Origin of the sequence: Aerococcus urinaehominis (assembly GCF_001543245.1) — a bacterium.
Classification (GTDB): domain Bacteria; phylum Bacillota; class Bacilli; order Lactobacillales; family Aerococcaceae; genus Aerococcus; species Aerococcus urinaehominis.
The window spans coordinates 1,025,427-1,051,698 of sequence record NZ_CP014163.1; the positions used below are offsets into that span (position 1 = coordinate 1,025,427).

26 protein-coding genes are annotated in these 26,272 nt (G+C 40.0%); 18 read left to right on the forward strand and 8 right to left on the reverse strand.

Annotation, left to right across the window (positions count from 1 at the left end; all coding sequences use genetic code 11):
* Positions 1-14 precede the first annotated feature (14 nt).
* From gyrB to yaaA, 3 genes are all read right to left on the reverse strand, one after another.
* Positions 15-1,958, reverse strand: a complete 1,944-nt coding sequence (gyrB, locus tag AWM75_RS04640) for a DNA topoisomerase (ATP-hydrolyzing) subunit B (RefSeq protein WP_067980878.1) — start codon at positions 1,956-1,958, stop codon at positions 15-17.
* Between the two features lie 66 nt (positions 1,959-2,024).
* Positions 2,025-3,143 (reverse strand): DNA replication/repair protein RecF, encoded by a 1,119-nt coding sequence (recF, locus tag AWM75_RS04645; RefSeq protein WP_067978853.1) that lies wholly within the window; start codon positions 3,141-3,143, stop codon positions 2,025-2,027.
* Positions 3,143-3,385 (reverse strand): S4 domain-containing protein YaaA, encoded by a 243-nt coding sequence (gene yaaA / locus AWM75_RS04650; protein ID WP_067978855.1) that lies wholly within the window; start codon positions 3,383-3,385, stop codon positions 3,143-3,145. Before yaaA ends, recF begins: the two co-directional genes overlap by 1 nt.
* Before the next feature lie 313 nt (positions 3,386-3,698).
* Here yaaA and AWM75_RS04655 point away from each other — a divergent pair, with 313 nt between their 5' ends.
* Positions 3,699-4,976: a CAP domain-containing protein gene (locus AWM75_RS04655; RefSeq protein ID WP_067978858.1), complete on the forward strand. Its 1,278-nt coding sequence runs from the start codon at positions 3,699-3,701 to the stop codon at positions 4,974-4,976.
* Between the two features lie 80 nt (positions 4,977-5,056).
* Here AWM75_RS04655 and AWM75_RS04660 read toward each other — a convergent pair whose 3' ends face one another.
* Both AWM75_RS04660 and AWM75_RS04665 read right to left on the reverse strand, forming a co-directional pair.
* The gene (locus tag AWM75_RS04660) at positions 5,057-6,073 is read right to left on the reverse strand and encodes an anti-sigma factor domain-containing protein (RefSeq protein WP_067978859.1); all 1,017 of its coding nucleotides are present in this window, start codon (positions 6,071-6,073) and stop codon (positions 5,057-5,059) included.
* Positions 6,060-6,446 carry a hypothetical protein gene (locus AWM75_RS04665; protein WP_067978861.1) on the reverse strand — a complete coding sequence of 129 codons (387 nt, stop codon included), beginning with the start codon at positions 6,444-6,446 and terminating at the stop codon, positions 6,060-6,062. The genes AWM75_RS04660 and AWM75_RS04665 overlap by 14 nt, the downstream gene beginning before the upstream one ends.
* Before the next feature lie 82 nt (positions 6,447-6,528).
* Between AWM75_RS04665 and AWM75_RS04670 the strand changes: the two genes are divergently transcribed.
* The gene (locus AWM75_RS04670) at positions 6,529-7,704 is read left to right on the forward strand and encodes an IS256 family transposase (RefSeq protein ID WP_067978862.1); all 1,176 of its coding nucleotides are present in this window, start codon (positions 6,529-6,531) and stop codon (positions 7,702-7,704) included.
* Between the two features lie 24 nt (positions 7,705-7,728).
* On the opposite strand, the gene AWM75_RS04675 is transcribed toward AWM75_RS04670, so the two are convergent.
* The 3 genes from AWM75_RS04675 to dnaA all read right to left on the reverse strand — a co-directional run bounded on the left by AWM75_RS04675 (position 7,729) and on the right by dnaA (position 10,816).
* The gene (locus tag AWM75_RS04675) at positions 7,729-8,043 is read right to left on the reverse strand and encodes a sigma factor (RefSeq protein ID WP_067978865.1); all 315 of its coding nucleotides are present in this window, start codon (positions 8,041-8,043) and stop codon (positions 7,729-7,731) included.
* 105 nt (positions 8,044-8,148) lie between these two features.
* Complete coding sequence (gene dnaN / locus AWM75_RS04680) at positions 8,149-9,294, reverse strand: DNA polymerase III subunit beta (RefSeq protein ID WP_067978866.1); 1,146 nt, start codon at positions 9,292-9,294, stop codon at positions 8,149-8,151.
* Positions 9,295-9,469: 175 nt separating this feature from the next.
* Positions 9,470-10,816 carry a chromosomal replication initiator protein DnaA gene (gene dnaA, locus AWM75_RS04685; protein ID WP_067978868.1) on the reverse strand — a complete coding sequence of 449 codons (1,347 nt, stop codon included), beginning with the start codon at positions 10,814-10,816 and terminating at the stop codon, positions 9,470-9,472.
* Between the two features lie 516 nt (positions 10,817-11,332).
* On the opposite strand from dnaA, the gene rpmH reads away from it, so the two are divergent.
* The 16 genes from rpmH to AWM75_RS04765 all read left to right on the forward strand — a co-directional run bounded on the left by rpmH (position 11,333) and on the right by AWM75_RS04765 (position 26,271).
* Entirely contained in the window at positions 11,333-11,467 is a 135-nt protein-coding gene (gene rpmH, locus AWM75_RS04690) for a 50S ribosomal protein L34 (RefSeq protein WP_067978874.1), read from the forward strand.
* Between the two features lie 45 nt (positions 11,468-11,512).
* The gene (rnpA, locus tag AWM75_RS04695; protein ID WP_067980880.1) at positions 11,513-11,860 is read left to right on the forward strand and encodes a ribonuclease P protein component; all 348 of its coding nucleotides are present in this window, start codon (positions 11,513-11,515) and stop codon (positions 11,858-11,860) included.
* Between the two features lie 26 nt (positions 11,861-11,886).
* The gene (gene yidC / locus AWM75_RS04700; RefSeq protein ID WP_067980883.1) at positions 11,887-12,735 is read left to right on the forward strand and encodes a membrane protein insertase YidC; all 849 of its coding nucleotides are present in this window, start codon (positions 11,887-11,889) and stop codon (positions 12,733-12,735) included.
* Between the two features lie 24 nt (positions 12,736-12,759).
* Positions 12,760-13,581, forward strand: coding sequence for an RNA-binding cell elongation regulator Jag/EloR (jag, locus tag AWM75_RS04705; RefSeq protein ID WP_067978878.1), 822 nt, complete (start codon positions 12,760-12,762; stop codon positions 13,579-13,581).
* Between the two features lie 257 nt (positions 13,582-13,838).
* The gene (gene mnmE, locus AWM75_RS04710) at positions 13,839-15,233 is read left to right on the forward strand and encodes a tRNA uridine-5-carboxymethylaminomethyl(34) synthesis GTPase MnmE (RefSeq protein ID WP_067978880.1); all 1,395 of its coding nucleotides are present in this window, start codon (positions 13,839-13,841) and stop codon (positions 15,231-15,233) included.
* A gap of 16 nt (positions 15,234-15,249) precedes the next feature.
* On the forward strand, positions 15,250-17,154 hold the full coding sequence (gene mnmG / locus AWM75_RS04715; RefSeq protein ID WP_067978882.1) for a tRNA uridine-5-carboxymethylaminomethyl(34) synthesis enzyme MnmG: 1,905 nt from the start codon (positions 15,250-15,252) through the stop codon (positions 17,152-17,154).
* A 38-nt stretch (positions 17,155-17,192) separates the two neighbouring features.
* Positions 17,193-18,155, forward strand: a complete 963-nt coding sequence (locus AWM75_RS04720) for a D-2-hydroxyacid dehydrogenase (protein WP_067978885.1) — start codon at positions 17,193-17,195, stop codon at positions 18,153-18,155.
* A 44-nt stretch (positions 18,156-18,199) separates the two neighbouring features.
* Positions 18,200-18,919 (forward strand): 16S rRNA (guanine(527)-N(7))-methyltransferase RsmG, encoded by a 720-nt coding sequence (rsmG, locus tag AWM75_RS04725; RefSeq protein WP_067978886.1) that lies wholly within the window; start codon positions 18,200-18,202, stop codon positions 18,917-18,919.
* Between the two features lie 164 nt (positions 18,920-19,083).
* Positions 19,084-19,854 carry a ParA family protein gene (locus AWM75_RS04730; protein WP_067978889.1) on the forward strand — a complete coding sequence of 257 codons (771 nt, stop codon included), beginning with the start codon at positions 19,084-19,086 and terminating at the stop codon, positions 19,852-19,854.
* A complete protein-coding gene (locus AWM75_RS04735) occupies positions 19,838-20,779 on the forward strand; it encodes a ParB/RepB/Spo0J family partition protein (RefSeq protein WP_067978891.1) in 942 nt (313 codons plus the stop codon). The genes AWM75_RS04730 and AWM75_RS04735 overlap by 17 nt, the downstream gene beginning before the upstream one ends.
* A gap of 14 nt (positions 20,780-20,793) precedes the next feature.
* Complete coding sequence (locus AWM75_RS04740) at positions 20,794-21,000, forward strand: DUF951 domain-containing protein (RefSeq protein ID WP_067978893.1); 207 nt, start codon at positions 20,794-20,796, stop codon at positions 20,998-21,000.
* 22 nt (positions 21,001-21,022) lie between these two features.
* The gene (ychF, locus tag AWM75_RS04745) at positions 21,023-22,120 is read left to right on the forward strand and encodes a redox-regulated ATPase YchF (protein ID WP_067978895.1); all 1,098 of its coding nucleotides are present in this window, start codon (positions 21,023-21,025) and stop codon (positions 22,118-22,120) included.
* 8 nt (positions 22,121-22,128) lie between these two features.
* Positions 22,129-22,836 (forward strand): DUF1129 domain-containing protein, encoded by a 708-nt coding sequence (locus AWM75_RS04750; RefSeq protein ID WP_067978897.1) that lies wholly within the window; start codon positions 22,129-22,131, stop codon positions 22,834-22,836.
* A gap of 161 nt (positions 22,837-22,997) precedes the next feature.
* Positions 22,998-23,693, forward strand: coding sequence for a response regulator transcription factor CroR (gene croR / locus AWM75_RS04755; protein ID WP_067978898.1), 696 nt, complete (start codon positions 22,998-23,000; stop codon positions 23,691-23,693).
* A 45-nt stretch (positions 23,694-23,738) separates the two neighbouring features.
* On the forward strand, positions 23,739-24,890 hold the full coding sequence (locus tag AWM75_RS04760; RefSeq protein ID WP_234946637.1) for a sensor histidine kinase: 1,152 nt from the start codon (positions 23,739-23,741) through the stop codon (positions 24,888-24,890).
* A complete protein-coding gene (locus AWM75_RS04765) occupies positions 24,883-26,271 on the forward strand; it encodes a D-alanyl-D-alanine carboxypeptidase family protein (RefSeq protein ID WP_067978906.1) in 1,389 nt (462 codons plus the stop codon). The genes AWM75_RS04760 and AWM75_RS04765 overlap by 8 nt, the downstream gene beginning before the upstream one ends.
* Position 26,272: the final 1 nt, after the last annotated feature.

Sequence of the window (26,272 nt, forward strand, 5' to 3'; positions counted from 1 at the left end):
TTAGCTCCTTCCTCTTATAAATCAATTGTGGCAAAGCTAGCATTTTCTTCGATAAACTCCCGTCTTGGAGCAACATTATCGCCCATTAGCATGTCGATAATTTTATCTGCTTCAACCGCATCTTCTACACTTACTTGTAACATTTTTCTATTTGCTGGATCCATGGTAGTTTCCCATAATTGCTCGGCATCCATTTCTCCTAAACCTTTATAACGCTGAATATTTGGCTTAGGTCGCTCAGGAATTTCTTCAAGGTACTTAGCTAGCTCTTCATCAGATTCTAAATATGTGATTTTCTTTCCTTGGCGAACAGAATAAAGCGGTGGTACAGCAATATAAATATAACCCGCATCAAGAAGGGGACGCATATAACGATAAATCAATGTGAGGAGTAGGGTACGAATATGAGCCCCATCAACATCCGCATCTGTCATAATTACCAGTTTATGATAACGCGCCTTGGAGACATCAAAATCCTCACCCCAACCGGTTCCCATAGCTGTGAAGAGTGATCTTATTTCTTCGTTGGCTAAAATTCGATCCATCGATGCCTTTTCAACATTTAAAATCTTACCCCTTATTGGTAAGATGGCCTGGAAGTGACGGGACCGCCCCTGTTTAGCTGATCCACCGGCCGAATTACCTTCGACAATAAATAATTCACTTTCCTCTGGATCTCGGCTGGAACAGTCAGCCAATTTACCAGGTAAGTTGGAAATTTCTAGACCTGATTTTTTACGCGACATTTCCCGAGCTCGTTTAGCAGCTTTCCGCGCTTTAGAAGCAACAATGCCTTTATCGACAATTTGACGGGCGACATTAGGATTTTCCATTAAGTACTTTTCAAAGTGCGTAGAAAAGAGGCGGTCTGAAATTGTTCTAACCTCTGAATTACCTAACTTCATTTTGGTTTGCCCCTCAAACTGAGGGTCTGGATGACGAACAGAAACAATTAATGTAATACCTTCTCGCACATCCTCACCAGTCAGATTATCCTCATTTTCTTTAAGCAAATTGGCCCCGCGTGCATAATCATTAATCACACGTGTTAGCGCAGACTTGATGCCCGATTCATGGGTACCACCTTCGAAGGTATGAATATTATTAGCAAAAGACAGGAAATTAACATGGTAACCGCTAGTGTATTGTAAGGCAACCTCTACCTCAATATCATCCTGCTCGTCTTCAAGATAAATTGGTTCCTCAAATAGAACTTCCTTATTATCGTTCATATAAGCAACGTATTCACTGATACCACCAGCATATTCATAACTATGGCTTTGTTCCTGTCCTTCACGTTTATCAATTAAGGTAATAGTTAGACCTTTATTTAAAAAGGCTAATTCCCGAGCCCGACGATTAAGTACATCATAGTCAAATACCGTGGTCTCAGTAAAAATTAATGGGTCTGGTAGGAATTTTACCACGGTACCATGCTTATCAGTTTGACCAACAACTCCTAAATCGCCGGCAATCATACCCCGCTCATAGGTTTGTTGGTAAATCTGACCATCTTTATGGACTGAAACTTGAAGCCATTCGGAGAGCGCGTTAACAACAGAAGCCCCTACACCATGTAGACCCCCAGAAACTTTATAGCCACCACCACCAAATTTACCACCAGCATGAAGGACAGTAAAAACTGTTTCCACTGCGGGGCGACCAGTGTTTTTTTGAATATCGACAGGAATACCACGGCCGTCATCAACTACGGTTATGGACTGATCAGCTTCAATCATAATTTCAATATGACTAGCAAAGCCGGCTAAGGCCTCATCAATAGAATTATCAACGATTTCCCAGACTAGGTGGTGGAGACCAGTTGCTGAAGTTGACCCGATATACATACCAGGCCGTTTTCTAACTGCCTCTAAACCTTCTAAAACTTGGATTTGACTAGCATCGTAAGACTCTGCCTTTTCCTTTAAAGCAGCTTCCTTTTCAGCCTGCTCTTGCATTAATTCTAAGGCTTCTTCATTTGTTAAATTGTTTTGATTTTCATTATTCGCCATTTTTTCACTCCTCTAGAGCTCAAGATTTACTTGACCGCCACTAATTCGATAAATTTTTGGGGCCTTTATTTTTTCTAAGGCAATACCTTCGATACTGGTGGTTGTTAGGAAAGTTTGTACTTTATTATCAATAGCTGCCAGTAGTTGCGTTTGTCGACTATCATCTAACTCACTTAAAACATCATCAAGTAATAAGATAGGATATTCTCCCAAGTGGGCAGCTATGTACTCAATTTCAGCTAGTTTTAAAGATAATACAGTCGTCCGTTGCTGACCTTGAGAACCAAACTTCTGTAAATCTTTGCCATTGATTTTGAAATGCAAGTCATCACGGTGGGGCCCGATACTAGTAGTGCCACGTTCTCGATCGCTAGTTAGCTTAGATTGATAAGCAGCCAACAAAACAGCTTTAATCTCGTTTTCAGTCATATCTAGATTAATATCAAGTCCACTATGGTACTGGGCTGTCAATACTTCCTTTTTTTGAGAAATATTGGCATGAATAGGTGCTGCATAAGTTAATAGGTCATCAACAAAACGTAGCCGATGATATACTACTTTGGCAGCGCTAGTTGCTAATTGTTCTGTGATTACTTCTAAATAAATCATATCGCTAGCGCCGCCGTATAACATTTTTTTTAAATATTCATTTCTTTGCTTTAGTAAGTGCTGGTAATTGACTGATTCATACAAGTAGATGGCAGAGACTTGGCTCAGCTCCATATCGATAAATTTCCGCCTTAATTGTGGAGCGCCCTTTATTAGTTCTAAATCTTCAGGGGCAAATAAAACGACGTTTAAGTGGCCGATATAGTCACTTAAACGACGTTGGTCCAAATGATTAACCTTTACCTTCTTGCCTTTTTTTGAAATAACAATTTCTAAGGGGAACTGGCTGACAGCTTGGTTAACCCGGCCTTCTAAACGTGCAAAGTCTGCCTGCCACTTAATCAGGTCACGATCCTTACTCGTTCGATGACTTCTAACCAAGGCTAAATAATAGATAGCCTCTAATAAGCTTGTTTTCCCCTGGGCATTCTCCCCAATAAAAATATTAATACCTGAATCGAAATTAAGATGGATTTGGTCATAATTGCGGAAGTCCCTTAAGTCAATATCTTCTAAGTGCATTAATCGTCAGCCGTTTCCTCGTTAGTTACTGAGCTAATTATAAATTCCCCCACCTCGGGAATAATGATAGAGGAGCCTGGATATAGCTTACGGCCTCGACGATTTTCGGTTTCGCCATCAACTAGGACAGTATACTCACTAAGATACCACTTGGCCTGGCCACCGGTCCCAATCACACCAGCTCCCTTAAGTAGTTGGCTGAGTGTAATATAGTCGCTATCAATCGTAATAATCTCTTTCATATGTCACCTCATATCCACTGGACTTGAAAAATAAATAAAACCGCCACTCATTCTTATTTAATTCATGAGCCAGCGGGTTAAATCCTTACCCTTATATTATAAGTTAAAAGGGCTATTTTAGCAAATAATGGTCATTAAGACCGACAGAAGCATTTTAAGCTTTTCTCCTAGTTCAGCTCTTATTTTTATTAGAGGGCAAATTTTAGAAAAATAAATATTCTTACTAAAAAACTCCCTAAAAAAAATTGAGCCTGCGTATTATATAGTGACCGGATCAGATAACGGTTAAAAATATTAAAGGAGTGTCCTAAAAATGACCCTAGAAAAATTATTGAAAAAAGCTGGTAAAATTAGCCTGGTTGCCCTATTATCTACTCAATTACTCACCCCATTAGCGCCACAGCATGTTTTTGCTGATGACGATGATGATTACGAGGAAGTTGAAGACTGGGATGATGACGACTATGAGGATTATGATGACTATGATGACGATGAAGCAGATGATGACTGGCAAGCACCAGCAGCTAATCAATATGGTACCCCTCAACTTAATGATGATTGGGATGATGACGATGACCAAGCAGAAAATTGGGATAGCCAAGATTTAGATGATGATGATGATGACGACCAAGATGGGAGCTATTATGTTACTATCAATAATCGTCAAGTAAAAGTTGACAGTGATGATGATTGGGAAGATATTTGGGAAACATATTATGAATCAGTTGGTGAGGATGATGACAAAGCCGCCACACCTAGCAGTCAAGAGACTAATAAAATTGCTAAAGTGTTCCATAATGTTGAACTCAAGCAAAATCCTAATTTTATGACTGAAAAGGTTACTAAGGAAGATGACCCGAGTCAAGGTTTCAAGCCAGGTGATCAATTAGCCAACAAAGATATCGTTGAAAAAGTGGAGATTAAGACTGACAAGCCTATTCCAACACTTGCCCAAGATAAAAAAGATAAGCAGAAAAAACAGCAAATTGATCAGAGGGCCAAAGATAAAACGGCAGCTAATCAACTCGTCGTTAAAGATCAAAAACAGACAAGCAAACAAATTCCAGTCAAAGCAAATCAAAAGACCCAACAAGATGTTAATCAAAATGTATATATCGATGAGAAAGTTCTAAACCAAGAATTTTTAGCGCTTTTAAATAAGGATCGCCAAGCCAAAGGTCTAAAACCCGTTGCCCATGGTACCCATCTACAAGAAGGCGTTAACAAACGAAGTCAAGACTTGAGCAAGATTGGCCATATTCGCGTTAACGACCAAGCGCATGTCCGCTTAGATGGTTCTTCATTTAGAGAGGATTTTAATTACCTAGGTGGCCAGCATAAAAATGCTCTGGGTGAAAATACAGCGATGACAACTTATTCGGGTAATCCTAATCAATTATTATCAGAAAAGGCTCTAGCTGAACAGTTCTATCAACAGTGGAAAAATTCCCCTGGCCATTATGATAATATGATGAGTCCTAACTATAATTATTCAACTATTTCAGTAAAAATGTCAGATAAAAATGCTTTAGTCGGTGACCAATATAACGCCCTAATTGCTGTCCAAGTTTTGGATAGTTCTGTGAAATAAAGGGAGTCATGAAAAGCTGGCTTAAAACAAAAGGACAGGTGCCCTAGGGCACCTGTCCTTTTTAGCTATATCGCTAATATCTAATCATCTTCATCATCCCAATCATCATCGTCGTAATCTTCATCAGATTCTATTTCATAATCATCATCGTCGTAGTCATCATCTGTATCCCAGTTATCATCGTCATACCAGTCATCATCACTTACTGCACCTGGCTCATTGACTATCGGTGCTTCAGTCGGTAGCTGGCTTGGTGTCGATTGAACATTAGAGCTAGCGGCTGAATTTGCTTGACCACTAGTAGCTGTACTTGACCTCGAATCTTCTGGAATAATCTCGCTAGATCTAATCTCTTTAACTGACTTATCGGAACCAATTTGAATAAAGCGCGCCTTATTACCCAGTCTCTTCTGCTTTTCAGCAGCAGTTAATTTTTCACCTTCTGTCTGGTTCCAGAGCTTGATACCAGCCTGGTCTAGTAAATAGTTTGTTAGATGACGTTGACTAGCTTTAGCTGACTGGTAATCAGTTAGTTGGCCTTGAATAGCAATTAGGTTGGTTTTCGATTGGTTATTACCTAACTGTTGCAAAATTTGCTGGTAATTAGGTGCCTTATCGGTACTAGCAATCACTATATCTGCTTGTTTTTGCTGGTCAATGAACTTGGTCATCTCACCATAAAATTCTGGAAGCGGGCGACCTAAGAAGCTATCATAAACTGATAAATCTGCTTGGCCATCAGTAATGGCTATAATCTGATTTTCTTCATCAACTTCAACAGTTAGATTCGTCTCTATACCTAAGCTAATGGCAGCCTGAACTTGGTCAGTAGAGTGACCAAGTAACCACCAACCACCCACCATCAGTAATAAAATACTAGCCACTGCCATTAGTGGGCGTAACCAGACAAGTCGTCTATTTTTCGCCGATTGTCTGCTAGTTAACTGGGGGCTGTAGAGGTCTTCAGGTGTAAATAATATCGCTTGGCCAACAGTCAAATCTTCTTTGAGCTTGATTTTTTTGAAGCTGGCACCCGGAACTAGAACTAGGGCATAATTATCTGCAATACTAGTCACCAAGCCTTTATAGTAAGTCATTTTCGTCCTCCCCCTTTATCCAGCCTACTAAGAGATGATACTCCTCCTTAAATAAAATAATCACGGAAATGATAAAAGTTTTACTGCCTTGAATTACCTTTTGCGATACCTGATTAAATTCAGCAGTTAATTTAATTGGTAGCCGCTTTTTTTGGTATAAGGGCTTAGTAATAGGCGGATGCCCTGCTGATTTTTCGGAAATATTGATAGCGCGTTGACGTGTATCTTCATGTTTAGGTGATTGATCAGCTAAATGGTCTAAACTAATGCCAAAACTAGCTAAATCATCTTGCCAGTCCTCGATTTCTTCTCTATAGGCCAACGCATCATGGAGATCAGCCCTATTTTGAGCTAATTGACCGATTAAGTCCATATAATTGTGTAAAAAGAAAAACCATAATAATCTTTTTTGGTTACAATGTAATTGGCTAAAACACATTGAAAGGAAGATTATTATGGCTCAACTAAATATTACCCTAAACTTAGAAGAAATTACAGAGGCAGTTCTAAACAGTGATATGGATCAGATGATGAAGTCCCTAACTGTAACCATCTTTAATGCCTATATGCAAGCAGAGCGTGAGGAATTTATTAATGCTAAGCGCTATGAGCGCACAGATGACCGGAAAGATTATCGTAATGGCTCCTATAAAAGAAACTTTAAAACAAAGGTAGGGACTGTTGAACTGGATGTCCCTCGGACACGATCAGGAGAATTTGATACCAAGCTATTCGATAAATATCAACGTATGGACAAGGCCTTTGTGGCTGTTTTAACCGAAATGTATATTAATGGGGTCTCAACACGCCGTATTAAGAAGGTTGTTGAAACACTCTGTGGCGAAGGTGTTTCTAAATCATTTGTCTCTTCAGTAAATAAAAACTTGGACCCTGCTGTTTTCGAATTTAAAGGGCGTTCCCTAACACATACGAATTTTCGATATGTTTATGTCGATGCCATGTATATTAAAGTTCGCGAAAACCATCGTTCTGTCTCTAAAGGTGTTTATATTGCTCAGGGTATTAACGATGATAATCGTCGCGAAATTATCGGCTTTATGATTGCTGATAATGAATCAGAAGAAAACTGGAAGAACTTCTTCCTTGATTTAAAGGCCAGAGGCCTAACTAAACCAACATTAATTATATCTGACGCCCACAAGGGACTAAAATCAGCGATTAGTAATCAATTTTTAGGCACTACCTGGCAACGGTGTACGGTTCATTTTCTACGTAATATTTTAGCTCATTTTCCAAAAAAGGATTGCAGTCATGAGAGAAGTCTTCTAAAGAGAATATTTAATGCTGATAGTCAACAAAGAGCGCGAGAGTTAAAATTTGAATTTGTAGAATACGTTAGTGGCAATGAGAAATATGACAAAGCTGTTAATACGCTAGAGGAAGGCTTCGAAGATGCTATCCCATACTTATTAGAACCCACACCTTATCGCGTTTCACTGAAAACAACTAACAGTCTAGAAAGGCTAAATCGAGAAATTAGAAGAAGAGAGAAAGTTGTCGGCCTCTTTCCTAATATAGAGGCTGCGGAGCGACTTATAGGAAGTGTATTGCTTGATTTGCATGAATATTGGGAGACATGTCCTCATAAATCCTTTAATAACATAGTCTAAATATTTATACCCACCAATTACATTCTATAATTTACACAAGATTGTGGACTTGACAAATTGACCACCTGCTTCTTGTATATCCTCTAACGAATCATGGTTTGGTTGCCGATTTTCTTTGCGTAAATAGTCAATCACTCGACTTCTAATAACTAATTTGGCAAAAGCCAAAAAAGGCCCTTTGGTGTCATCATATTTTTCATAGGCCTCCTGAAATGCTAGTAGTCCAATTGAAAAACTATCGTCATCGCCTATACGGACATAACGATTACTGGTTTCTGATACCGTTTTAATAATAAAACCATAGTGGTCAGCAATTAACTGGTTAATATCTTGCTCCAAACTAAGCAGCCTCTCTTTCTTACTTTACTTATTAGATAGTACGTAAAAGCTTTATTTTTTGGGTATATAAAAAGGATTAGACTAGCAAGCCCAATCCTTTTTATATTAAACGCCTGGAGTCCGAATTGGTGTAATCAACTGAACCATCTTAAAGTCATCCTCATGATCCGCTGGTAGGATAATGAAAGGATGGCCTGGTGATTGGAAATTAATGACGACATCTTGACTAGCAAAGGTTCTCAAGGCAGCTTTTAAATAATCCGGATTAAAGGAAATATTTAAGGCATCTCCAGTCGCCTTTACAATATTCAATTCTTCCTCAACGTTACCAATTTCTGCTGATTGACCAGACAACATCACACGTTCTGGTTCAATAGCTAGTTTAACTACATTGTTTTTACCCTCATGACTCAAAATTAAGGCCCGCTCAACTGCCGCCGTAAATTCATTGGCTGCAATTGTTAGACTTGTCGTATGTTGGTGGGGCAACAAGCGATCAGTATCTGGGTACTGCCCTTCTAATAAGCGAGAATAAACATAGATATTTCCTGACTTAAAGAGAACCTGATTATCAGTTAGCATCATTTCGATATCTTGCTGGCTATCAATAATTCTAATTAATTCATTCAAGCTACGACCAGGGATAGTTACTGAAATTTCATCTTGATTTTCAGTTGCTGATAAAGGAACGATTCGTTGACTCAAGCGATGAGAGTCAGTGGATACAGCTTTCATCTTACCGTTACCTATGGTGAAGTGAATACCAGTAAAAATAGGCCGCGTTTCTTGTTGAGATACAGAGATAATTGTATGGTTGATTAGTTGACTAAATAACTCGCTAGGAATACTAAAACTTTTTTCATTATTAATTTCTGGCAAACGAGGATACTCATCTGCATTGGTTCCATTTAAGGTAAATTCAGCATTTTCAGAACGGATTTCAGTTTGAAGATTAGGTTTTACTTCAAAATACATGGTATCAGAAGGTAATTTTTTGACTATTTCACCAAAGAAACGTGAAGGTAAAACAATTGCACCCTGATTTTCAATTTTTAGTTGATTATTATCATCTGCTAAAGGAATAAAAGCTTCAATTGAGATGGTTGCATCAGATCCTGTTAAGGTCAGTCCTTCTTCGTGAGCAGAAATTTTAACGCCTGTTAATACAGGAATTGTTGAACGAGAAGAAATTGCTCTTTGGACATCGACTAAATTTTGAATAAAGACAGAACGTTTAATAGAAAATTTCATACATAACTCCTTTGCTCGTGTCCTATATATATATTAATAAATAAATAATAGTAGTAGTAGGGCATGTTGATAATTGGGAAAACTGGTCTAATGGTATGTGCTGTATAGTTTTTTACCTGTTATTAACATGTGGGTAAGTCTGATTTTTACCCACATGTTATCCACATGTGCAAAACTAAGCTTTTAAAAGTTTTTGAATTGAATCAACGTTTTTAGCAATATCGCCACCTTGGTCGACTGCTTTTTCAATTTTTTCATAGGCATGAATAACAGTTGAATGGTCTTTACCGCCAAATTCTTGGCCTATTTTTGGTAGAGACATATCAGTGACTTTTCGTGCTAAATACATAGCAATTTGACGTGGTTCAACAATATGTTTAACACGCTTTTTACCTTTAAGATCTTCAACAGTGATGTTAAAGTAGTCGGCAACTGTTTCTTGGATATCGCTGATAGTCGGCATATTTGACTTACTATCATCTTTATAGCCTCTTAAGGCTTGAGCAGCTACGGATGGTGTCATCACCTGTTCCTTATTCATGAGCGCAAAGGCCTGAACTCGTGTTAAGGCACCCTCTAGCTCTCTAACATTGGTGTCAATTTGACCAGCAATATAGGTCAAGGTATCGTCAGGTATTTCAATACCGTTAGTTTCAGCTTTATCACGTAGGATAGCAATCCTAGTTTCTAAATCTGGAGGTGTAATATCGGTCGAGAGACCTTGTTTAAAGCGTGAAACTAGCCGGTCTTCTAATTTAGGGATTTGGCTAGCATCCCGATCTGAGGTTAGTACGATATGTTTTCCATTATTGTAGAGGTCATTGAAGGTATGAAAAAACTCTTCCTGAGTGGATTGTTTATCACCGATAAACTGGATATCATCCACTAAAAGTAGGTCAACACTACGATACTCTCGGTGAAATTCATTGGTCGTATTGGTTCGAATGGCTTCAATAAATTCATTAGTAAAAGTTTCACTAGAGACATACTTTACCTTGGCATTGGGATTGTTACGTAAAACTTCATGTCCAATAGCTTGCATTAAGTGCGTTTTACCCAAGCCAACACCACCATAGAAGAAAAGAGGGTTGTAGTCTGAACCAGGGCTTTCAGCGACTGCTAAAGCTGCTGCATGGGCCATCTTATTGCCTTCGCCAACAATGAAATTTTCAAAAGTATATTTAGGGATTAAGGGACTTGATTTGTATCTGGAATTAACTTCCTCTGTCTTAGTAGCCTGTATTTGATTAGCAGGTTGGACTGATTGATCACCTTTAAGTTGCACAACTAAATCGATGGTTTGGTTTAGGTACTGGTAGGCAACCTGTTGGATTTGACTACCGTAAATGCTACTCACGTGCTTTTGTTGCATGGCAGTAGCTGCTTCAAGATAGAGGGTATTATTTTCTAATTTTATGGGTTTAAGATCTTTAATCCAGGTATCAAAGCTTGGACCGGATAGAATCTCGGGGTCAGCAAAATAATTATAAATATAATTCCAGAGACTATTTACTTGATTCATAATCTCTCTCCTATTCTTATCAAACAATGATATTAGCTTATTAAGGATAACATTTTTTATTTTAGTTTTCCACAGAAAAACCAAAACGAAAAATGATATTTATCCCAAGCTGGTCAAAAAGTTATCCACAAGCTGTGGATTGGGTGTGAACATTTAGCTGTCTACAAAGTAATGTGGAAAACAGCTCCTGAATAAAGACTGCTATTAAAGTGTTTTTAGACAGTTATCCCCAGTTGTGGATAACCTATCCTAAACCTGTGGACATGTTTACAAGTCTTGGGTTATCCTTGTGGATACTTAGATAACAGAAAATATCTCCACAGGCCATGTGGGTGTTTTATCCCGAAATGTGGATAATTTTTTTGTTTAATTTATTGCAGTTCCTTTATTTTTATGCTAGATTAAGTCTTGTCTTGTTAAAAAGCGAAAAAATAAATTGCATCGCGATTAAGAAACTTGTATAATGATATAGGTTATTTTATAAAACAAGAATTTTTAACTAGGAGGTGCTCACTAATGAAAAGAACTTATCAACCAAAGAAACGTTACCGCCAAAAAACAAATGGTTTCCGTAAGCGCATGAGTACTAAAAACGGACGTCACGTTCTAGCAGCTCGTCGTCGTAAAGGAAGAAAAGTGATTTCTGCATAAGACCACAGAGCCTGTGGTCTTTTTTTGTTAGGAAAGGCGATGTTTATGCGAAAAAGTTACCGAATTAAAAGAGAAAGTGATTTTAGCTTGGTCTACCACCAGGGTGAAAATACAGCTAATCGACAATTTGTGGTTTACCAATTGTCTAAAGAGCAAAAACATTTTCGAATTGGTATTTCTGTCGGGAAAAAAATTGGTAATGCGGTAACACGTAATTATGTAAAGCGGCGCATCCGCCAAGCAATTTATGAATTAAAGGATGACTTGCGCCAGGATGTTGACTTCATTATTATTGCTCGTAAGCCGAGTGCAAATATGTCTCAGCATGAAATCAAACAAAGCCTGATCCATGTACTCAAGCTCTCTAAGTTGCTCGTCCCTAAAGATGCTTAAAGAGAGGAAATAATATAGTGGAGAATATGAAAGAAAAAATATCATCAACTAAGTTAAAATTAGCTGGTTTACTAGCTAGTGTCAGTCTGTTTTTAGCTGCTTGTGCAACGAGCACCGAACCTATCAATGCCCAATCTACTGGTTTTTGGGATCGTTATATTGTCTATAACATGTCGCGCCTGATTATCTGGTTATCTGAGGCTTTTGGTGGCAACTATGGTATTGGCATTATTTTAATTACCCTGATTATTCGCGTGCTATTGATACCCTTAATGCAGTATCAAATGAAGAGCCAAGAAAAGATGCAGGAAGTTCAGCCTGAAATCCAGGCTTTGCAAGAAAAGTATGCTTCCAAGGACCCTGAGACTCAAGAGCAACTGAGGATTGAGATGGCTAAGTTGCAAGAGGAGCATGATTATAATCCTTGGGCTGGTTGTCTACCTATGTTAATTCAATTGCCGATTCTAATGGCACTGTATCAGTCGATTAGTCGGACAGAAATTTTACGCCAAGAGCACTTCTTATGGTTCCAACTTGGACAACCAGATCCTTATTTTATTCTGCCAATTATTGCGGCCTGCTTAACCTGGTATTCGATGCGATTAAATACTGTAGCCAATCCAGCTGCCGGTAAAGGACAAATGGCTATGATGCAATGGACTATGCCTGCCATGATCCTGTTTATGGGTCTGGGGCTACCAAGTGCGATTTCTCTATACTGGGTGGCTAATACTGGTTTCACAGTTTTACAAACCCTACTATTGAATAATCCTTATAAGAAGCGTGAAGCTAGATTAGCAGAGGAAGCTAAGACCCGCGACCTTGAACGACGGTTAGAAAAGGCACGGCGTAATCCTCGTGGTAAAAAGCGGTAATTAGAAAGAGTTGGAGGATTAAAGATGGCAACTAAAGAATTTCAAGCAGCAAGTATTGATGAAGCAATCGCTAAGGGGCTTAAGGAATTTGGTATTAGTGATCAAGGTCTAGTTACAGTTGACGTTGTCCAGGCGCCTAAAAAAGGTTTTCTCGGTTTTGGCGCCAAAGATGCAATCATTGTCATGACCTATAACCAACTTGACTCCCTAACAGATGATGTCATTGCTTCTCAGGCGGATCAGCAACCAGAAAATCAAGGTCTTGAAAAAACTGATGCAGATAATCTAGAAAATCAATCTGACCTAAACCAGGATACACAAACTGATGAAGTGACTGAGACCGATGTAACAGCAGGTCAAGAGTCACTAGTGGTTGAAGAAGACCAGGCTAGCTATGATTTAACTGATGTTGCTAGCTATTTACGTGATGTTTGTGTTACTTATGGGGCAGATGTTACTATTGATGTTGTTGATGACGACAAGGAAATCATTTTTCAAATTGAAAGTGATAAGCCAGGTTTGGTAATTGGTAAGCATGGTAAAATTGTTAATGCGCTAGAAACTTTAGCTCAAAGTTTAGTACATCGTCATATCCGTAATCGGGTGAACGTTGTAGTTAATGTGGGGGACTACAGGGAACGACGTCTTCAGACACTTGAACGACTAGCCCACCGAACAGCTAAGGAAGTAGCCTATAATAAACAGCCAGTCTTCCTCGAACCCCTGCCAGCTTCGGAGCGTAAGATTATTCATTCTTATCTGGCCCAATACCGACAAATCAAGACACACTCAGAAGGTAAGGAACCCAATCGTTACTTGGTAGTTGATTTCAAGAGTGATTATTAAATAATAAGTAAAATACCCAGCTATTAGCCATTACGACTAATAGCTGGGTATTTTAATGTTAAGAACCAATGACTCGGTTAGGAAAATAAGTTTAAAATAATTTACAAGTATCGATTAAATCAGTATAATAGCCATGTATAAATAGGATTTTGACAGTCAAAGTGTCTATCCGCCTAGTAGTAAGGGCGGAGTGGGCACTTTTTTAATTGCCATGAAAAATAATTAAGGCTAAGCGATAAGCTTTAGAAAGGATTGTTATGCTAACTACCACCGATTTTGATACAATTGCTGCTATTTCAACAGCTCCTGGGGAAGGAGCCATTGGTATTGTCCGCTTATCAGGAGACCAGGCTATTGATATTGCTGATAAAGTATACCGGATGGGGAATAAACACCTATCCGACCAAGCCAGTCATACTATTCATTATGGGCATATTGTTGACCCTAATCAGGGCCAAGAAATTGATGAGGTCATGGTGACGGTACTGCGGTCGCCTAGAACCTTTACCCGCGAAGATATTGTGGAAATTAATTGTCATGGTGGTTTAGTAGCAACCAACCGTATTTTAGAGCTGGTCCTAAGCCAGGGGGCAGTCTTAGCTGAGCCTGGTGAATTTACCAAGCGGGCCTTTTTAAATGGTCGCATTGATTTAACTCAGGCTGAGGCTGTGATGGACTTGATTCGTGCTAAAACTGACCGCTCTATGGACTTGGCGGTTAAACAATTGGATGGTGATTTGTCACGTTTAGTGGGTCAATTACGCCAAGATATCTTAGATACTTTGGCCCAGGTTGAGGTTAATATTGACTATCCAGAATACGATGATGTTGAGGAAATGACCCTGTCCTTGTTAAAAGAAAAGACCTTGATGGTCCAGGAAAAAATTGATGCTATTTTGAAAACGGCTAAGCAAGGCAAGGTCTTAAGGGAGGGTATACAAACAGCCATTATTGGCCGTCCTAATGTTGGTAAATCTTCATTATTAAATACCTTGCTGCGTGAAGAAAAAGCCATTGTAACAGATATTGCTGGTACAACCCGTGATACCATAGAAGAATATGTTAATGTTCGCGGTGTACCGCTTAAATTAGTGGATACAGCGGGTATTCGAGAAACTGAGGATATTGTTGAGCAAATTGGTGTAGAGCGTAGTCAAAAGGCGCTACAAGAAGCTGATTTAGTTTTACTTATCTTGAATCAGAGTGAGCCGCTAACCGATTCTGACCGTGAACTATTAACAGCCAGTCAAAATATGAAACGTATTGTGATCTTAAATAAGATGGATTTAGCCCAAAGGTTAACGCCAGCTGACTTAGCGCCTTATTTAGGTAATAGCGAACTGATTCAAACCTCAATGGCTAGCCAAGCAGGGATTGACCAATTAGAAGCAGCAATTGCTAATTACTTCTTTTCCGGTCAAAGCCAAGAGCGAGATGCTAGTTACGTTTCAAATACTCGTCATATCGATTTATTAGTTAAGGCCAGTCAAGCCTTAGATGATGTGATGGCGGGAATTGAAGCTGGCATGCCGGTCGATTTAATTCAGATTGATTTTACTCGCGCCTGGGAACTGTTAGGTGAAATTACTGGAGAAGCCGCCCCAGATGAATTGATTACCCAACTCTTTACCCAATTCTGTCTAGGCAAGTAATAGAAGGAGAAGAAATATGCAAACCTACCAAGCAGGTACTTATGATGTCATTGTTGTAGGTGGTGGACATGCTGGTTCTGAAGCTAGTTTGGCTGCTGCTCGTATGGGAATGAATACACTATTAGTAACTTTAAATATTGACATGATTGCCTTTATGCCCTGTAACCCTTCTGTCGGTGGACCGGCTAAAGGGGTCGTGGTTAGAGAAATTGATGCTCTAGGTGGTGAAATGGGTCGCAATGTTGATAAGACCTACATTCAAATGCGGATGCTTAATACAGGCAAGGGTCCGGCTGTACGCGCTCTTAGGGCACAAACTGATAAGGATGATTATGCTAAGGAAATGCGAAAAACCTTAGAAAAGCAAGAAAATCTGACTATTAAACAGGCCACTGTAGAAGACTTAATGATTGAAGATAATCAAGTGAAGGGTGTTATTACGCAAACTGGCGCAATCTATCAAGCCAAAGCTGTTATTTTGACTACCGGTACAGCTGCCCGGGGAGAGATTATTATTGGTGATTTGAAGTATAGTTCGGGACCTAACAATTCTCAGGCGGCAGAAAGATTAACTGCTAACTTAGCAGATAAATATGATTTTGACATTACGCGCTTTAAAACTGGGACACCACCGCGAATTGATAAGGCAAGTATTGACTACAGCAAAACTGAAATTCAGCCAGGTGATAAAGACCCACACCACTTTTCTTTTATGTCTAGTGACCAAGACTATCTAGACTATGATCAGCAAGTGCCTTGCTATTTGACCTATACCAATGAGGAGACCCACCGAATTATTCGGGATAACCTGGAGCGGGCGCCGATGTTTACGGGTATTGTCGAAGGTGTTGGCGCTCGGTATTGTCCTTCTATAGAAGATAAGGTCGTGCGTTTTGCTGATAAACCCAAGCACCAGATTTTCTTAGAACCAGAAGGGCGAGATAATGAAGAAATTTATGTGCAAGGTTTATCAACTTCTTTGCCTGAAGATGTGCAAGTGGCTATGTTGCAAACGGTAGCCGGTTTAGAACAGGCCCGTATCATGCGGGACGGCTATGCAATTGAGTATGATGTGGTTCGGCCTCATCAATTAAAGGCTACTTTGGAGACTAAGGCTGTAGCAAATCTTTATACAGCTGGCCAGACTAATGGTACCTCAGGTTATGAAGAGGCAGCCGGACAGGGCTTAGTTGCTGGTATCAATGCAGCCTTGAAAATACAAGGCCGTGAGCCTTTTATTCTAGGTCGTGATGAGGCTTATATTGGTGTAATGATTGATGATTTGGTAACTAAGGGTACGACAGAACCTTATCGTTTATTAACCTCACGCGCTGAGTATCGGTTACTCCTCCGTCATGATAATGCTGATTTGCGTCTGACAGAAAAAGGCTACCAATTAGGCTTGGTTACTGATGACCAATATCAAAGCTATTTAGCCAATAAAAAAGCAGTTGAAGCAGAAATTGAACGCTTAACAGCGACACGTTTAAAACCTAGTTCGGACTTACAAGATTATTTAGCTGACCATCATTCGGCCCAATTAAAAGACGGCATTCTAGCTGCTGATCTTTTGAAACGACCTGAGCTTAGTATCCAAGATATTTTGAAATTTGCACCGACTACCGAAAATTACCCGCGTCAAGTCTACGAACAGGTTGAAATTCAAATAAAATATGCAGGTTATATTAAAAAGGCTGAGCAAAATGTCGACCGTCTTCACCGGATGGAAGCCAAACAGATTCCCGAAGATATTGATTGGGACGCCATTGAGAGTCTAGCAACTGAAGCACGTGAGCGCTTGAAGGAAATCAATCCGCGTACCCTAGCCCAGGCTAGCCGAGTATCAGGTGTTAATCCGGCTGATATCTCTGTATTAATGGTTTATCTTAAGTCTGGACGGGTTAAACGTCTTAACCAATAAGCTGATGGTGGCTCAAATTTAAAAAAGGAGTATTTTTGATGAAGGCAGTCATATTAGATGGTTTTCCAGCTAATCCTGGCGATTTAGATTGGCAAGTGGTCGCAGACCAAGTTGATCAATTGACTATTTATGATCGGACACCAGTTGACCAGGTAGTTAGTCGTATAGCCGACCATGACATTGTTATTGTAAATAAGGTGGTTATATCCGCAGATATCATTGCAGCCTGTCCTAATATAAAATTAATAGTGGTGTCAGCTACGGGCTATAATAATATCGATTTAGAGGCAGCCAAGTGTGCTGGCATCAAGGTAGCCAATGTGCCTGCTTACTCAACGACAACTGTAGCTCAGCATGTCTTTGCTTTCATCTTGGCTCTAACTAACCAAGTCGCTAACTTTAACCAGTCGGTTCAAAGGGGAGATTGGGTGGCAAGTCCTGATTTTTGTTATGGTCACAAGGGAGCAATTACTGAGTTAGCAGGTTTGACTTTGGGCTTAGTTGGTTATGGTGATATTGCCCAAGCTGTGGCTAGAATTGCTACAGCCTTCGGTATGCGCGTGATTTATTGGAACCACCGACCTAAAGTAGTGGCGGGTGTACCAGGCGTTCAAGTTGAATGGTTGGATCTAGTGAGTCAAGCAGATATTGTATCGCTCCATGTGCCGTTGACCAATCAAACTAATCAGATGATTAACCAGGAAATTTTTTCAGTTATGAAGCAGACAGCCTGGTTAATTAACACCGCCCGTGGCCCTCTAGTAAACCAGGAAGATTTATCTATGGCGCTTAAAAATAAGCAAATTGCTGGCGCCGGTATTGATGTGATTGACCAGGAGCCGATGCCAGCTGACCATCCCTTATTAGGCCTTGACCAGGTTCTGATTACCCCGCATGTCGCTTGGGCATCTAAGCAGGCTCGGCAACGATTAATACAAGTAGTAGCTGATAATATTGCTAGTTTTAAACTTGGTCAGGACTTGAACCGCCTTGAGCCTTAGACTGTGCTATACTAGGCCTAGCTATAAGAAAAAGGAGCAGGTACATGAATCCCGAAGATTTTAAGTTAGCCTTGGCTGAACAAGGTATTAACCTAAATAGCCAGCAGATGGCCCAATTTGACAGTTATTATCAACTACTGGTTAGTTGGAATGAAAAGATGAATTTAACAGCTATTACTGACCGAGATGAGGTTTATCTGAAGCATTTTTATGACTCATTAACCCTAGCCTTTCACCACGACCTCAGCCAGCCTTTGCGCTTGGTTGATGTGGGGTCAGGAGCAGGATTCCCAGCTATTCCACTAAAAATTGCTTTTCCAAATTTGGAAGTAACCATTGTTGATAGTCTCAACAAGCGGATTAATTTCCTTAATACGGCAATTGCCGAATTGGAGCTTAAAAATTGCCAGGCTTTTCATGATAGGGCCGAGACTTTTGGTCAAAATAACGACTATAGGGCTAGCTTCGACTTAGCAACAGCCCGAGCGGTAGCTAAATTGGCAGTATTAGCGGAATTTTGCCTACCGCTAGTAAAAAAAGGTGGATCTTTTATCGCTATGAAGGCGGCTAAAACAGATGAGGAATTAGCTGAAGCGCAATTTGCAATTGCTAATCTAGGTGGTAAATTTATTGAAGATATTGCTTTTTCTCTTCCAGATGAGGCTGGTCAACGCCACCTAGTTAAAATCGAGAAGCGTAAGGAAACACCAAATAAGTATCCGCGTCGGCCTGGCTTGCCCATGAAAAAACCTTTGATCAAATAATGGTGCTAACCCAGGAAAAGCATACACAGTGCGACTTATTTTTGATACAATAAGAGCGATAAACTACAATATTTGCGAAGGATATATCATCCGGAAGAAATGCGAAGGAAGGAAGCGCATTTCCTTCCTTTTTTTTAGCACAATACCAATCAGGAGGGACTCATATGGGTAAGATAATAGCTGTCGCTAATCAAAAAGGGGGCGTCGGTAAGACGACAACTACCGTTAATTTAGCTGCGGCCCTGGCTTATTTAGGGAAAAAAGTCTTGTTAGTCGATAGTGATGCCCAGGGCAATGCGACTAGTGGTTTAGGCGTATCTAAGTCTGACGCCAAGTATGATATTTATGATGTTTTGGTCAATGATGTTGACTTAAACCAAGTGATAACGGATTCTAGTCGAGAAAATTTACAAGTCGTACCAGCCACGATTCAGCTGTCAGGGGCGGAAGTAGAACTAACTAATGTAGCTAAACGTGAGCAACGACTTAAGCAGGCCTTAGAAAAGGTTAAGGACCAGTATGATTATATATTTATTGATTGTCCACCATCCTTAGGTCATTTAACTTTAAATGCTTTCACTGCGGCTGATGCGATTTTAATTCCTGTCCAGAGCGAGTACTATGCGCTAGAGGGCTTGAGTCAGCTAATTGGGACCTTGCAAATGGTACAAACGCACTTCAATCCAGAACTTAAACTAGAGGGCGTATTGATGACCATGTATGATGCGCGGACTAATTTATCTAATGAAGTGGTAGCTGAAGTTAAAAAATACTTTGGCCCAGCGGTATATGACACCTTGATACCACGAAATGTGCGCTTATCTGAAGCACCATCTTACGGTCAATCAATTATTGACTATGATATTAAATCGCGTGGTGCTGAGGTCTATCTAGAGTTGGCAAAGGAAGTGTTAGCAAATGACCAAGCAGAATAAGAAAAAATCTGGTTTAGGCCAGGGCATGGGGGCTTTCTTTAACACAGATGCAATCTACCAATCAGAGGTTAAGGCTGAAAATAAATTTGAAGACCCCCAACTTAAGGCCCAACAAGAGGCCCAGGGGCAGGTGAGTGAATTAGCAGTTGATGAGATTCGTCCTAATCCCTATCAACCTCGCCATCATTTTGACCAAGAAGCCTTACAAGAATTGGCCCAGTCAATTAAGCAAACTGGTCTATTCCAACCCATTACTGTAAGACAATCAACCATTAAGGGTTATGAATTAATCGCCGGTGAACGCCGGTTACGAGCCGCTAAGTTGGCTGGTTTAGAAACCATCCCAGCTATTGTCCGTGATGTTACTGATAGCCAAATGGTTGAAATGGCCATCGTTGAAAATTTACAGCGTGAAGACCTAAATCCTATTGAAGAGGCCATGGCCTATCAACAAATGATGGACCAGTTAAGTTTAACCCAAGCCCAGGTGGCTGATCGTCTGACTAAGAGCCGGTCCCATGTCGCTAATCACTTGCGACTCCTAAGACTAAATCCTGAAGTCCAAGAGATGGTGCAAACCGGTCAGCTTTCTATGGGACAGGCTAGGACGCTATTAGGACTGAAACATCATCAGGACCAGGTTAAATTAGCTCATAAAGTAGTTGATGAGGGTATGACCGTTAGGCAGCTAGAAGATTTAGTACAAGCTTTGAATGAACCAGCTGAAGTCACCCGAATTAGCCAAAATGACCCTGTCCAAGTTCCTGCTTATGTACGTGAGAGTGAAGATAAATTAATGGACAAGTTTGGCACGGCTGTTAAAATTAAAAGCCGTGGCCACAAGGGCAAAATTGAAATTGAATACCTATCAGAAGAGGATTTAACCCGAATTCTTGACCTACTTGATGTACGGATTGATGATTAATTGAGGTGTCATATATGGTAAGTAAAGAATATGGATTAGCTGATATTGTGGAAATGAAAAAGCCCCATCCTTGCGGTGAGAACGCTTGGAAAATTATTCGGATGGGAGCTGATATCCGAATTAAATGCCAGGGGTGTGGCCAGCCAGTGATGATGCCCCGCCGTGAGTTCGAGAAAAAAATGAAGAAAGTTAGTCAACCTGCTCAAGCAGAGACAGAATAAATTAAGAAAAGAGTGAAAATGAATGGCTTTAACAGCTGGAATTGTGGGCCTACCTAATGTTGGTAAGTCAACTTTATTTAATGCAATTACTAAATCCTCAGTTGAGGCAGCCAATTATCCCTTTGCCACTATCGATCCTAATGTTGGGGTAGTTGAAGTACCTGATCAGCGTCTGGATGATATTACAGAAAAAGTAAACCCTAAAAAGACTGTACCAACAACTTTTGAGTTTACTGATATTGCTGGTATCGTAAAGGGGGCAAGCAAGGGTGAGGGCCTAGGTAATAAATTTTTAGCTAATATTCGGGAAGTGGATGCTATTTGCCATGTTGTCCGTTGCTTTGCTGATGAAAATATCACCCACGTATCTGGGGGTATAGATCCTAAGGATGATATTGAAACCATCAACTTAGAATTGATTTTAGCCGACCTGGAGTCAGTATCTAAGCGCTATGAAAAAGCTGTGAAAATGGCTAAGTCAAAAGATCACGACGCAGTTGTAGAGGCTGAGGTTTTAGGGAAAATAAAAGCCTGCTTGGAAGATTCTAAGCCTGCCCGCCTGGCTGATCTTAATGAGGAAGAAACAGCTGTTGCTAAGCAACTTTTCCTTCTAACCATGAAGCCAGTGCTTTATGTTGCTAACGTAGAGGAATCAGAAGCCGCCGGTGATGGTAATGAATATGTCGACCAGGTACGGGAAATTGCTGACCAAGAAGGGGCCGAAGTTGTCATCGTATCGGCCAAAATTGAGGAAGATTTGGCCACTCTTGATGATGAGGAGCGAGCTATGTTTTTAGAAGATCTTGGTTTGGACCAATCAGGTTTGGATGTCTTGATCCAAAAAGCTTATACGCTATTAGGCTTAGCTACTTACTTTACAGCTGGTGAACAGGAAGTACGTGCCTGGACCTTTAAAAAGGGGATGAAGGCACCTCAAGCAGCTGGCGTTATTCACTCTGATTTCGAGCGTGGCTTTATCCGAGCTGAGACCGTATCTTATGAAGACTTGATGACTTATGGGTCGATGCAAGCTTGCAAGGAGCACGGTCGTTATCGCTCAGAAGGCAAGGATTATCTTGTGCAAGACGGCGATATTATGTTATTTAGATTTAACGTGTAGGTGAAATAATGACTGAAGAACAACAAGTAAATGGCCAGGCTGAAACTCAGGCCCGCCAGGCTAAAATAAAAGAACTTTACCCTCAACTAACCAAACGTAACGCTGATTTTATGCATCAATTTAATCGTTATTTTGATACTCAGGCCTATAAGGGGGACGGTCAGTTACTAGAATTAACGATGCTAGAGGACTTAGTGGCTGGACAAAAAGAAGGACGGACGGCCCAACAATTATATGGTCAACCTAGCCTATATGCTCAAACAGTTGTTCAGGGTAGCCGGGAGCAACCAGCTTACCAAGGTAATAATCCCTTCTGGCACTATTGGTTAGAAGGCGGTTTATTTATCGGGGGGCTATTTGCAGCTGTTTCTGGGATAACCATGTTATTGAATTCTGGCAACAACGCTGATCAGGCAACCGGCCTAGTAACCTTAATTTTAAACTTTATTTTTGGCGGTCTAGCGATTGCTGTTTTAACTAAGTTTCAACCTGACACCAGCAAGCCTAAAGGGCAACAAGGCTTGGGGCGTTATATAGGAGTTGCGGTAGTCACCCTAATTGTTTGGATTATATTTATTACTGGTTCGGCAGTTCTAATTCCGTCAACTTTAAATATTCAGCTACCAGCCTTCGTATATATCGCGATTGCTGCCTTATCTTTTGTGGGGCGCTGGTGGTTTAAGAAAGAGTATAATATCAAGTCATCAATTTTCTAATTTTATTAGGGCTTCTAGTTTTAACTAGGAGCTTTTTTGGTTACAATAGAAGATATTATAGGTTAGCAAACTTAGTGATTTCTTAAGTATCTATAAAGTGAATCTATACAATTTATAAGCTATGTTTTGCTAAAATATATAAAAGCGAAAGGGGTATTATCATGAAAATTTTAGTTGTTGATGACGACAAGGAAATTGTTGAATTACTAACAATCTATGCCAGTAATGAAGGTTATGAAGTTGTTCAAGCCTTTGATGGTGAAGAAGCCCTGAAAAAAATCGTCGAACATCCAGATATTAATTTGATTATTTTAGATATTATGATGCCAGGTAAGGATGGTGTAACGGTTGTTAAGGAATTACGAAGCCGTGACGTCGCAACGCCGATTATTCTTTTATCAGCTAAATCCACTGACATGGATAAGATTACTGGTTTGACCACTGGCGCAGATGACTATGTTACCAAGCCTTTTAATCCGCTAGAGGTAATGGCTAGAGTAAAATCTTTGTTACGTCGAGCCAATATGGAGACTGATGTCAATTCAGACTTGATTGAAGTTGGGCCACTAATAATTGAAAAAAATTCTCATGAAGTAAAAACTATTGAAGGTGTCGAAATTCAATTAACAGCTTTAGAATTTGGCATTTTATACTTATTAGCTAGCCACCCTAATACAGTTTTCTCAGCTGATGAAATTTTTGAGCGGGTATGGCAGCAAGAGTCAGTTGTTTCAGCTAAAACTGTTATGGTCCATGTTAGCCATTTACGCGACAAGTTAGAAGCGGCTACCGGTGGCGACAAGGTTATTTCAACGGTCTGGGGAGTTGGCTATAAAATTTCAGCGCCTAGCAAATAGTGGGTGTCCTAGCTAGTATGGTTATTGAGGATGAGGTGTGTTGCGGTGTCTAGAAAAAACAAGAAAAAAAGTAGAATTGACTTAGAACTTTTTCTAGAGGCTATGGGGACTCTATCCGGGCTGGTCATCATTTATTTCGGCCTAATGTTTGTGGCAATTTCTGTTTATGATGTTTACCTGCCTTACCTATTAGTAAATTATCCTGATATTGGCGTTTTCTTTCTTTCTAACCAGGATTATTTTTTTGTCGGTGCTAGTGTTATTTACATTATTTTGTCTCTTGCCATGGTGGTTAATCGAATTCTGAAGCGTCGTCAAGCAATTCAATTAACATACATTTTGGATGAGCTCCATTATATTGCTCAGGGACACTATGACCACCGGATTTCGACCCAGCATTCCGCTGATATGCGGCCTATTGTAGAAAGTATTAACCGATTGGTTGAGTCAACTACTCGGGCTATGGCAGAAGAGCGTCGGGTTGAGCAGACGAAAGATGAATTAATTACTAATATGAGTCATGACATCCGAACCCCACTTACCTCAATAATTGGCTACTTGGGTCTTTTAAATGAAGGACAGTATAAGAGTCAAGCGGAATTAGAAAAATATGTCAGTATTGCCTTTAAAAAATCCTTACAATTGCAGCATATGGTAGAAGATTTGTTTGAATACACAAAGGTTAGGCAAGTTAATCTTAAATTAGATATCCAAACAGTAGTTGTTCCCCGTTTAATGGATCAAATTGCGGTTGAATTTGAAATGGAGGCCCAGGCTGTTGGCCGGCAGATTATCGTTGATTACCAGCCTGATTCATTTTCAATTGAAATTGATTCTGAAAAATTAGCTAGGGTTTTCAATAATTTAGTGACTAACGCTATTAAATATGGTCGCGATGGCCACTATATCCGCTTGTGGGCCCGACAAAATAACCAGGAAACGCAATTTATGGTTGAAAATGATGGTCTGATTATTCCTGGCGACCAGTTGGAAAATATCTTCCAACGTTTTTACCGGGGAAACATTGCTAGGTCACCAGGAACAGAGGGTAGTGGTCTGGGGTTGGCAATAGCACAAAGTATCGTTGAGCTTCATCATGGTCAAATTAGTGTGGCCTCAGACGCCCAATCCACCCGATTTATATTTAAGATACCTAACCACTATGCGTTTAAGGATGAGGAGGAATGTCATGATTAAAAGACAAGTCATCGGTTTAGCTTGTAGTATAATGTTTCTAGCCAGCTTAATACCTAATCCAGTTCAGGCGGCAGGAGATAAAAAAGATGATTTGGCGACTTTTAGCCAGACTGTTAAGAAGGACCAAAACCTTGATATCAACGCTGCTTATGCAATTGATGAAGAAACAGGTCAAGTTTTAATAGACCTGGACGGTCATACTAAATATGGGATTGCCTCCTTAACTAAGCTATTATCTTTATTTATTGTTTATGATCAAATAGCTGCTGGTCGAATGAGTATGGACACCAAAATTCCGATTAGTCCAGCATTATCTGCTTTATCTGTTGGTGAAGACCTCTCAAATGTACCGTTGGAGGAAAGAGATGATTTCTATACGGTTTCCCAGCTAATCGATATGGTAATTGTTGGTTCAGCTAATGCTGCTACTACCGCATTGGCTAGCTATATTGCTGGCAGCGAACCAGCCTTTATCGAAAATTATATGAAACCTAAATTAGCGGAGCTAGGGATTGATGATTATGCCATTTATACAGCTTCGGGATTAAGTGGGGACCACTTAATCACTGAAGATGGTAGTGTTTCGCCATTTGAAAATGAAGATGAGAATGCTTTATCAGCGCGAGATTTGACTTATCTTACTAGAGAACTTATTCACCGCTACCCCGATGTTTTGGCGCGCAGTCAGCAGGTCTATGTCGATTTTCAAATGAACGAAGAACAATCTTTCCCAGTGGGCAACTCTAATTTATTTCTGCCCGGCCTACGCTATGAGCGTCCGGATGTGTATGGTATTAAAACTGGCACAGAGGATTTTAGTGGTAGTAGCATCGTTATCCAATCTGAAATAGGTGGGCGAAAGATTATTTTGACTTGCTTGGGTGCTAAGGATAATGATCAGCGCTTTATTCAAACTGCTAATATTCTTGATAGCCTGCAAAATAAACTGACCTGGCAGACCTTACAAATTGAGGGTGAGTTAGTAGTACCAGAAAGCGATGTTCGCGTTCATGATGGGCGTATTAAAACAGTTGACCTTGAGTATAAAAATAATGCAGGGGCCTTCTTCCCCAATAACTATAATCCGAGCCAATCAAATCAATTGCATTTTAGTCAGACATGGCAGTATGATATTAACGGCAATATAGTAGTTAATGCGCCTTTAGACCAAGAAAAACCTGTTAATACCAGCTTGCTAAGCAATGACTTTTATCAAAATATTGAAGATCAACCAGGAATAATTAATTACCTAGTGCCGGCTGAGAATGTTCCTCGGGTATCATTTGTGGTACAAATCGCACGGCTTATGAGTGAAATGTTTGGATCTTGGCAAGATTGGTTGCGTAGTTTTTTACAAGAGCATCAGATAATTGGAAGGTGAT

Bases quoted from the DNA above. Each gene is read 5' to 3' on its own strand.
- mnmG (WP_067978882.1), top strand. From the start codon at position 15,250: ATGCAAACCTACCAAGCAGGTACTTATGATGTCATTGTTGTAGGTGGT.
- AWM75_RS04670 (WP_067978862.1), top strand. From the start codon at position 6,529: ATGGCTCAACTAAATATTACCCTAAACTTAGAAGAAATTACAGAGGCA.
- AWM75_RS04655 (WP_067978858.1), top strand. From the start codon at position 3,699: ATGACCCTAGAAAAATTATTGAAAAAAGCTGGTAAAATTAGCCTGGTT.
- croR (WP_067978898.1), top strand. From the start codon at position 22,998: ATGAAAATTTTAGTTGTTGATGACGACAAGGAAATTGTTGAATTACTA.
- mnmE (WP_067978880.1), top strand. From the start codon at position 13,839: ATGCTAACTACCACCGATTTTGATACAATTGCTGCTATTTCAACAGCT.
- rnpA (WP_067980880.1), top strand. From the start codon at position 11,513: ATGCGAAAAAGTTACCGAATTAAAAGAGAAAGTGATTTTAGCTTGGTC.
- AWM75_RS04660 (WP_067978859.1), bottom strand. From the start codon at position 6,073: ATGACTTACTATAAAGGCTTGGTGACTAGTATTGCAGATAATTATGCC.
- dnaN (WP_067978866.1), bottom strand. From the start codon at position 9,294: ATGAAATTTTCTATTAAACGTTCTGTCTTTATTCAAAATTTAGTCGAT.
- AWM75_RS04730 (WP_067978889.1), top strand. From the start codon at position 19,084: ATGGGTAAGATAATAGCTGTCGCTAATCAAAAAGGGGGCGTCGGTAAG.
- AWM75_RS04740 (WP_067978893.1), top strand. From the start codon at position 20,794: ATGGTAAGTAAAGAATATGGATTAGCTGATATTGTGGAAATGAAAAAG.
- ychF (WP_067978895.1), top strand. From the start codon at position 21,023: ATGGCTTTAACAGCTGGAATTGTGGGCCTACCTAATGTTGGTAAGTCA.
- yaaA (WP_067978855.1), bottom strand. From the start codon at position 3,385: ATGAAAGAGATTATTACGATTGATAGCGACTATATTACACTCAGCCAA.
- rsmG (WP_067978886.1), top strand. From the start codon at position 18,200: ATGAATCCCGAAGATTTTAAGTTAGCCTTGGCTGAACAAGGTATTAAC.
- yidC (WP_067980883.1), top strand. From the start codon at position 11,887: ATGAAAGAAAAAATATCATCAACTAAGTTAAAATTAGCTGGTTTACTA.
- AWM75_RS04765 (WP_067978906.1), top strand. From the start codon at position 24,883: ATGATTAAAAGACAAGTCATCGGTTTAGCTTGTAGTATAATGTTTCTA.
- rpmH (WP_067978874.1), top strand. From the start codon at position 11,333: ATGAAAAGAACTTATCAACCAAAGAAACGTTACCGCCAAAAAACAAAT.
- AWM75_RS04665 (WP_067978861.1), bottom strand. From the start codon at position 6,446: ATGGACTTAATCGGTCAATTAGCTCAAAATAGGGCTGATCTCCATGAT.
- dnaA (WP_067978868.1), bottom strand. From the start codon at position 10,816: ATGAATCAAGTAAATAGTCTCTGGAATTATATTTATAATTATTTTGCT.
- recF (WP_067978853.1), bottom strand. From the start codon at position 3,143: ATGCACTTAGAAGATATTGACTTAAGGGACTTCCGCAATTATGACCAA.
- AWM75_RS04735 (WP_067978891.1), top strand. From the start codon at position 19,838: ATGACCAAGCAGAATAAGAAAAAATCTGGTTTAGGCCAGGGCATGGGG.
- AWM75_RS04750 (WP_067978897.1), top strand. From the start codon at position 22,129: ATGACTGAAGAACAACAAGTAAATGGCCAGGCTGAAACTCAGGCCCGC.
- gyrB (WP_067980878.1), bottom strand. From the start codon at position 1,958: ATGCAAGAGCAGGCTGAAAAGGAAGCTGCTTTAAAGGAAAAGGCAGAG.
- jag (WP_067978878.1), top strand. From the start codon at position 12,760: ATGGCAACTAAAGAATTTCAAGCAGCAAGTATTGATGAAGCAATCGCT.
- AWM75_RS04720 (WP_067978885.1), top strand. From the start codon at position 17,193: ATGAAGGCAGTCATATTAGATGGTTTTCCAGCTAATCCTGGCGATTTA.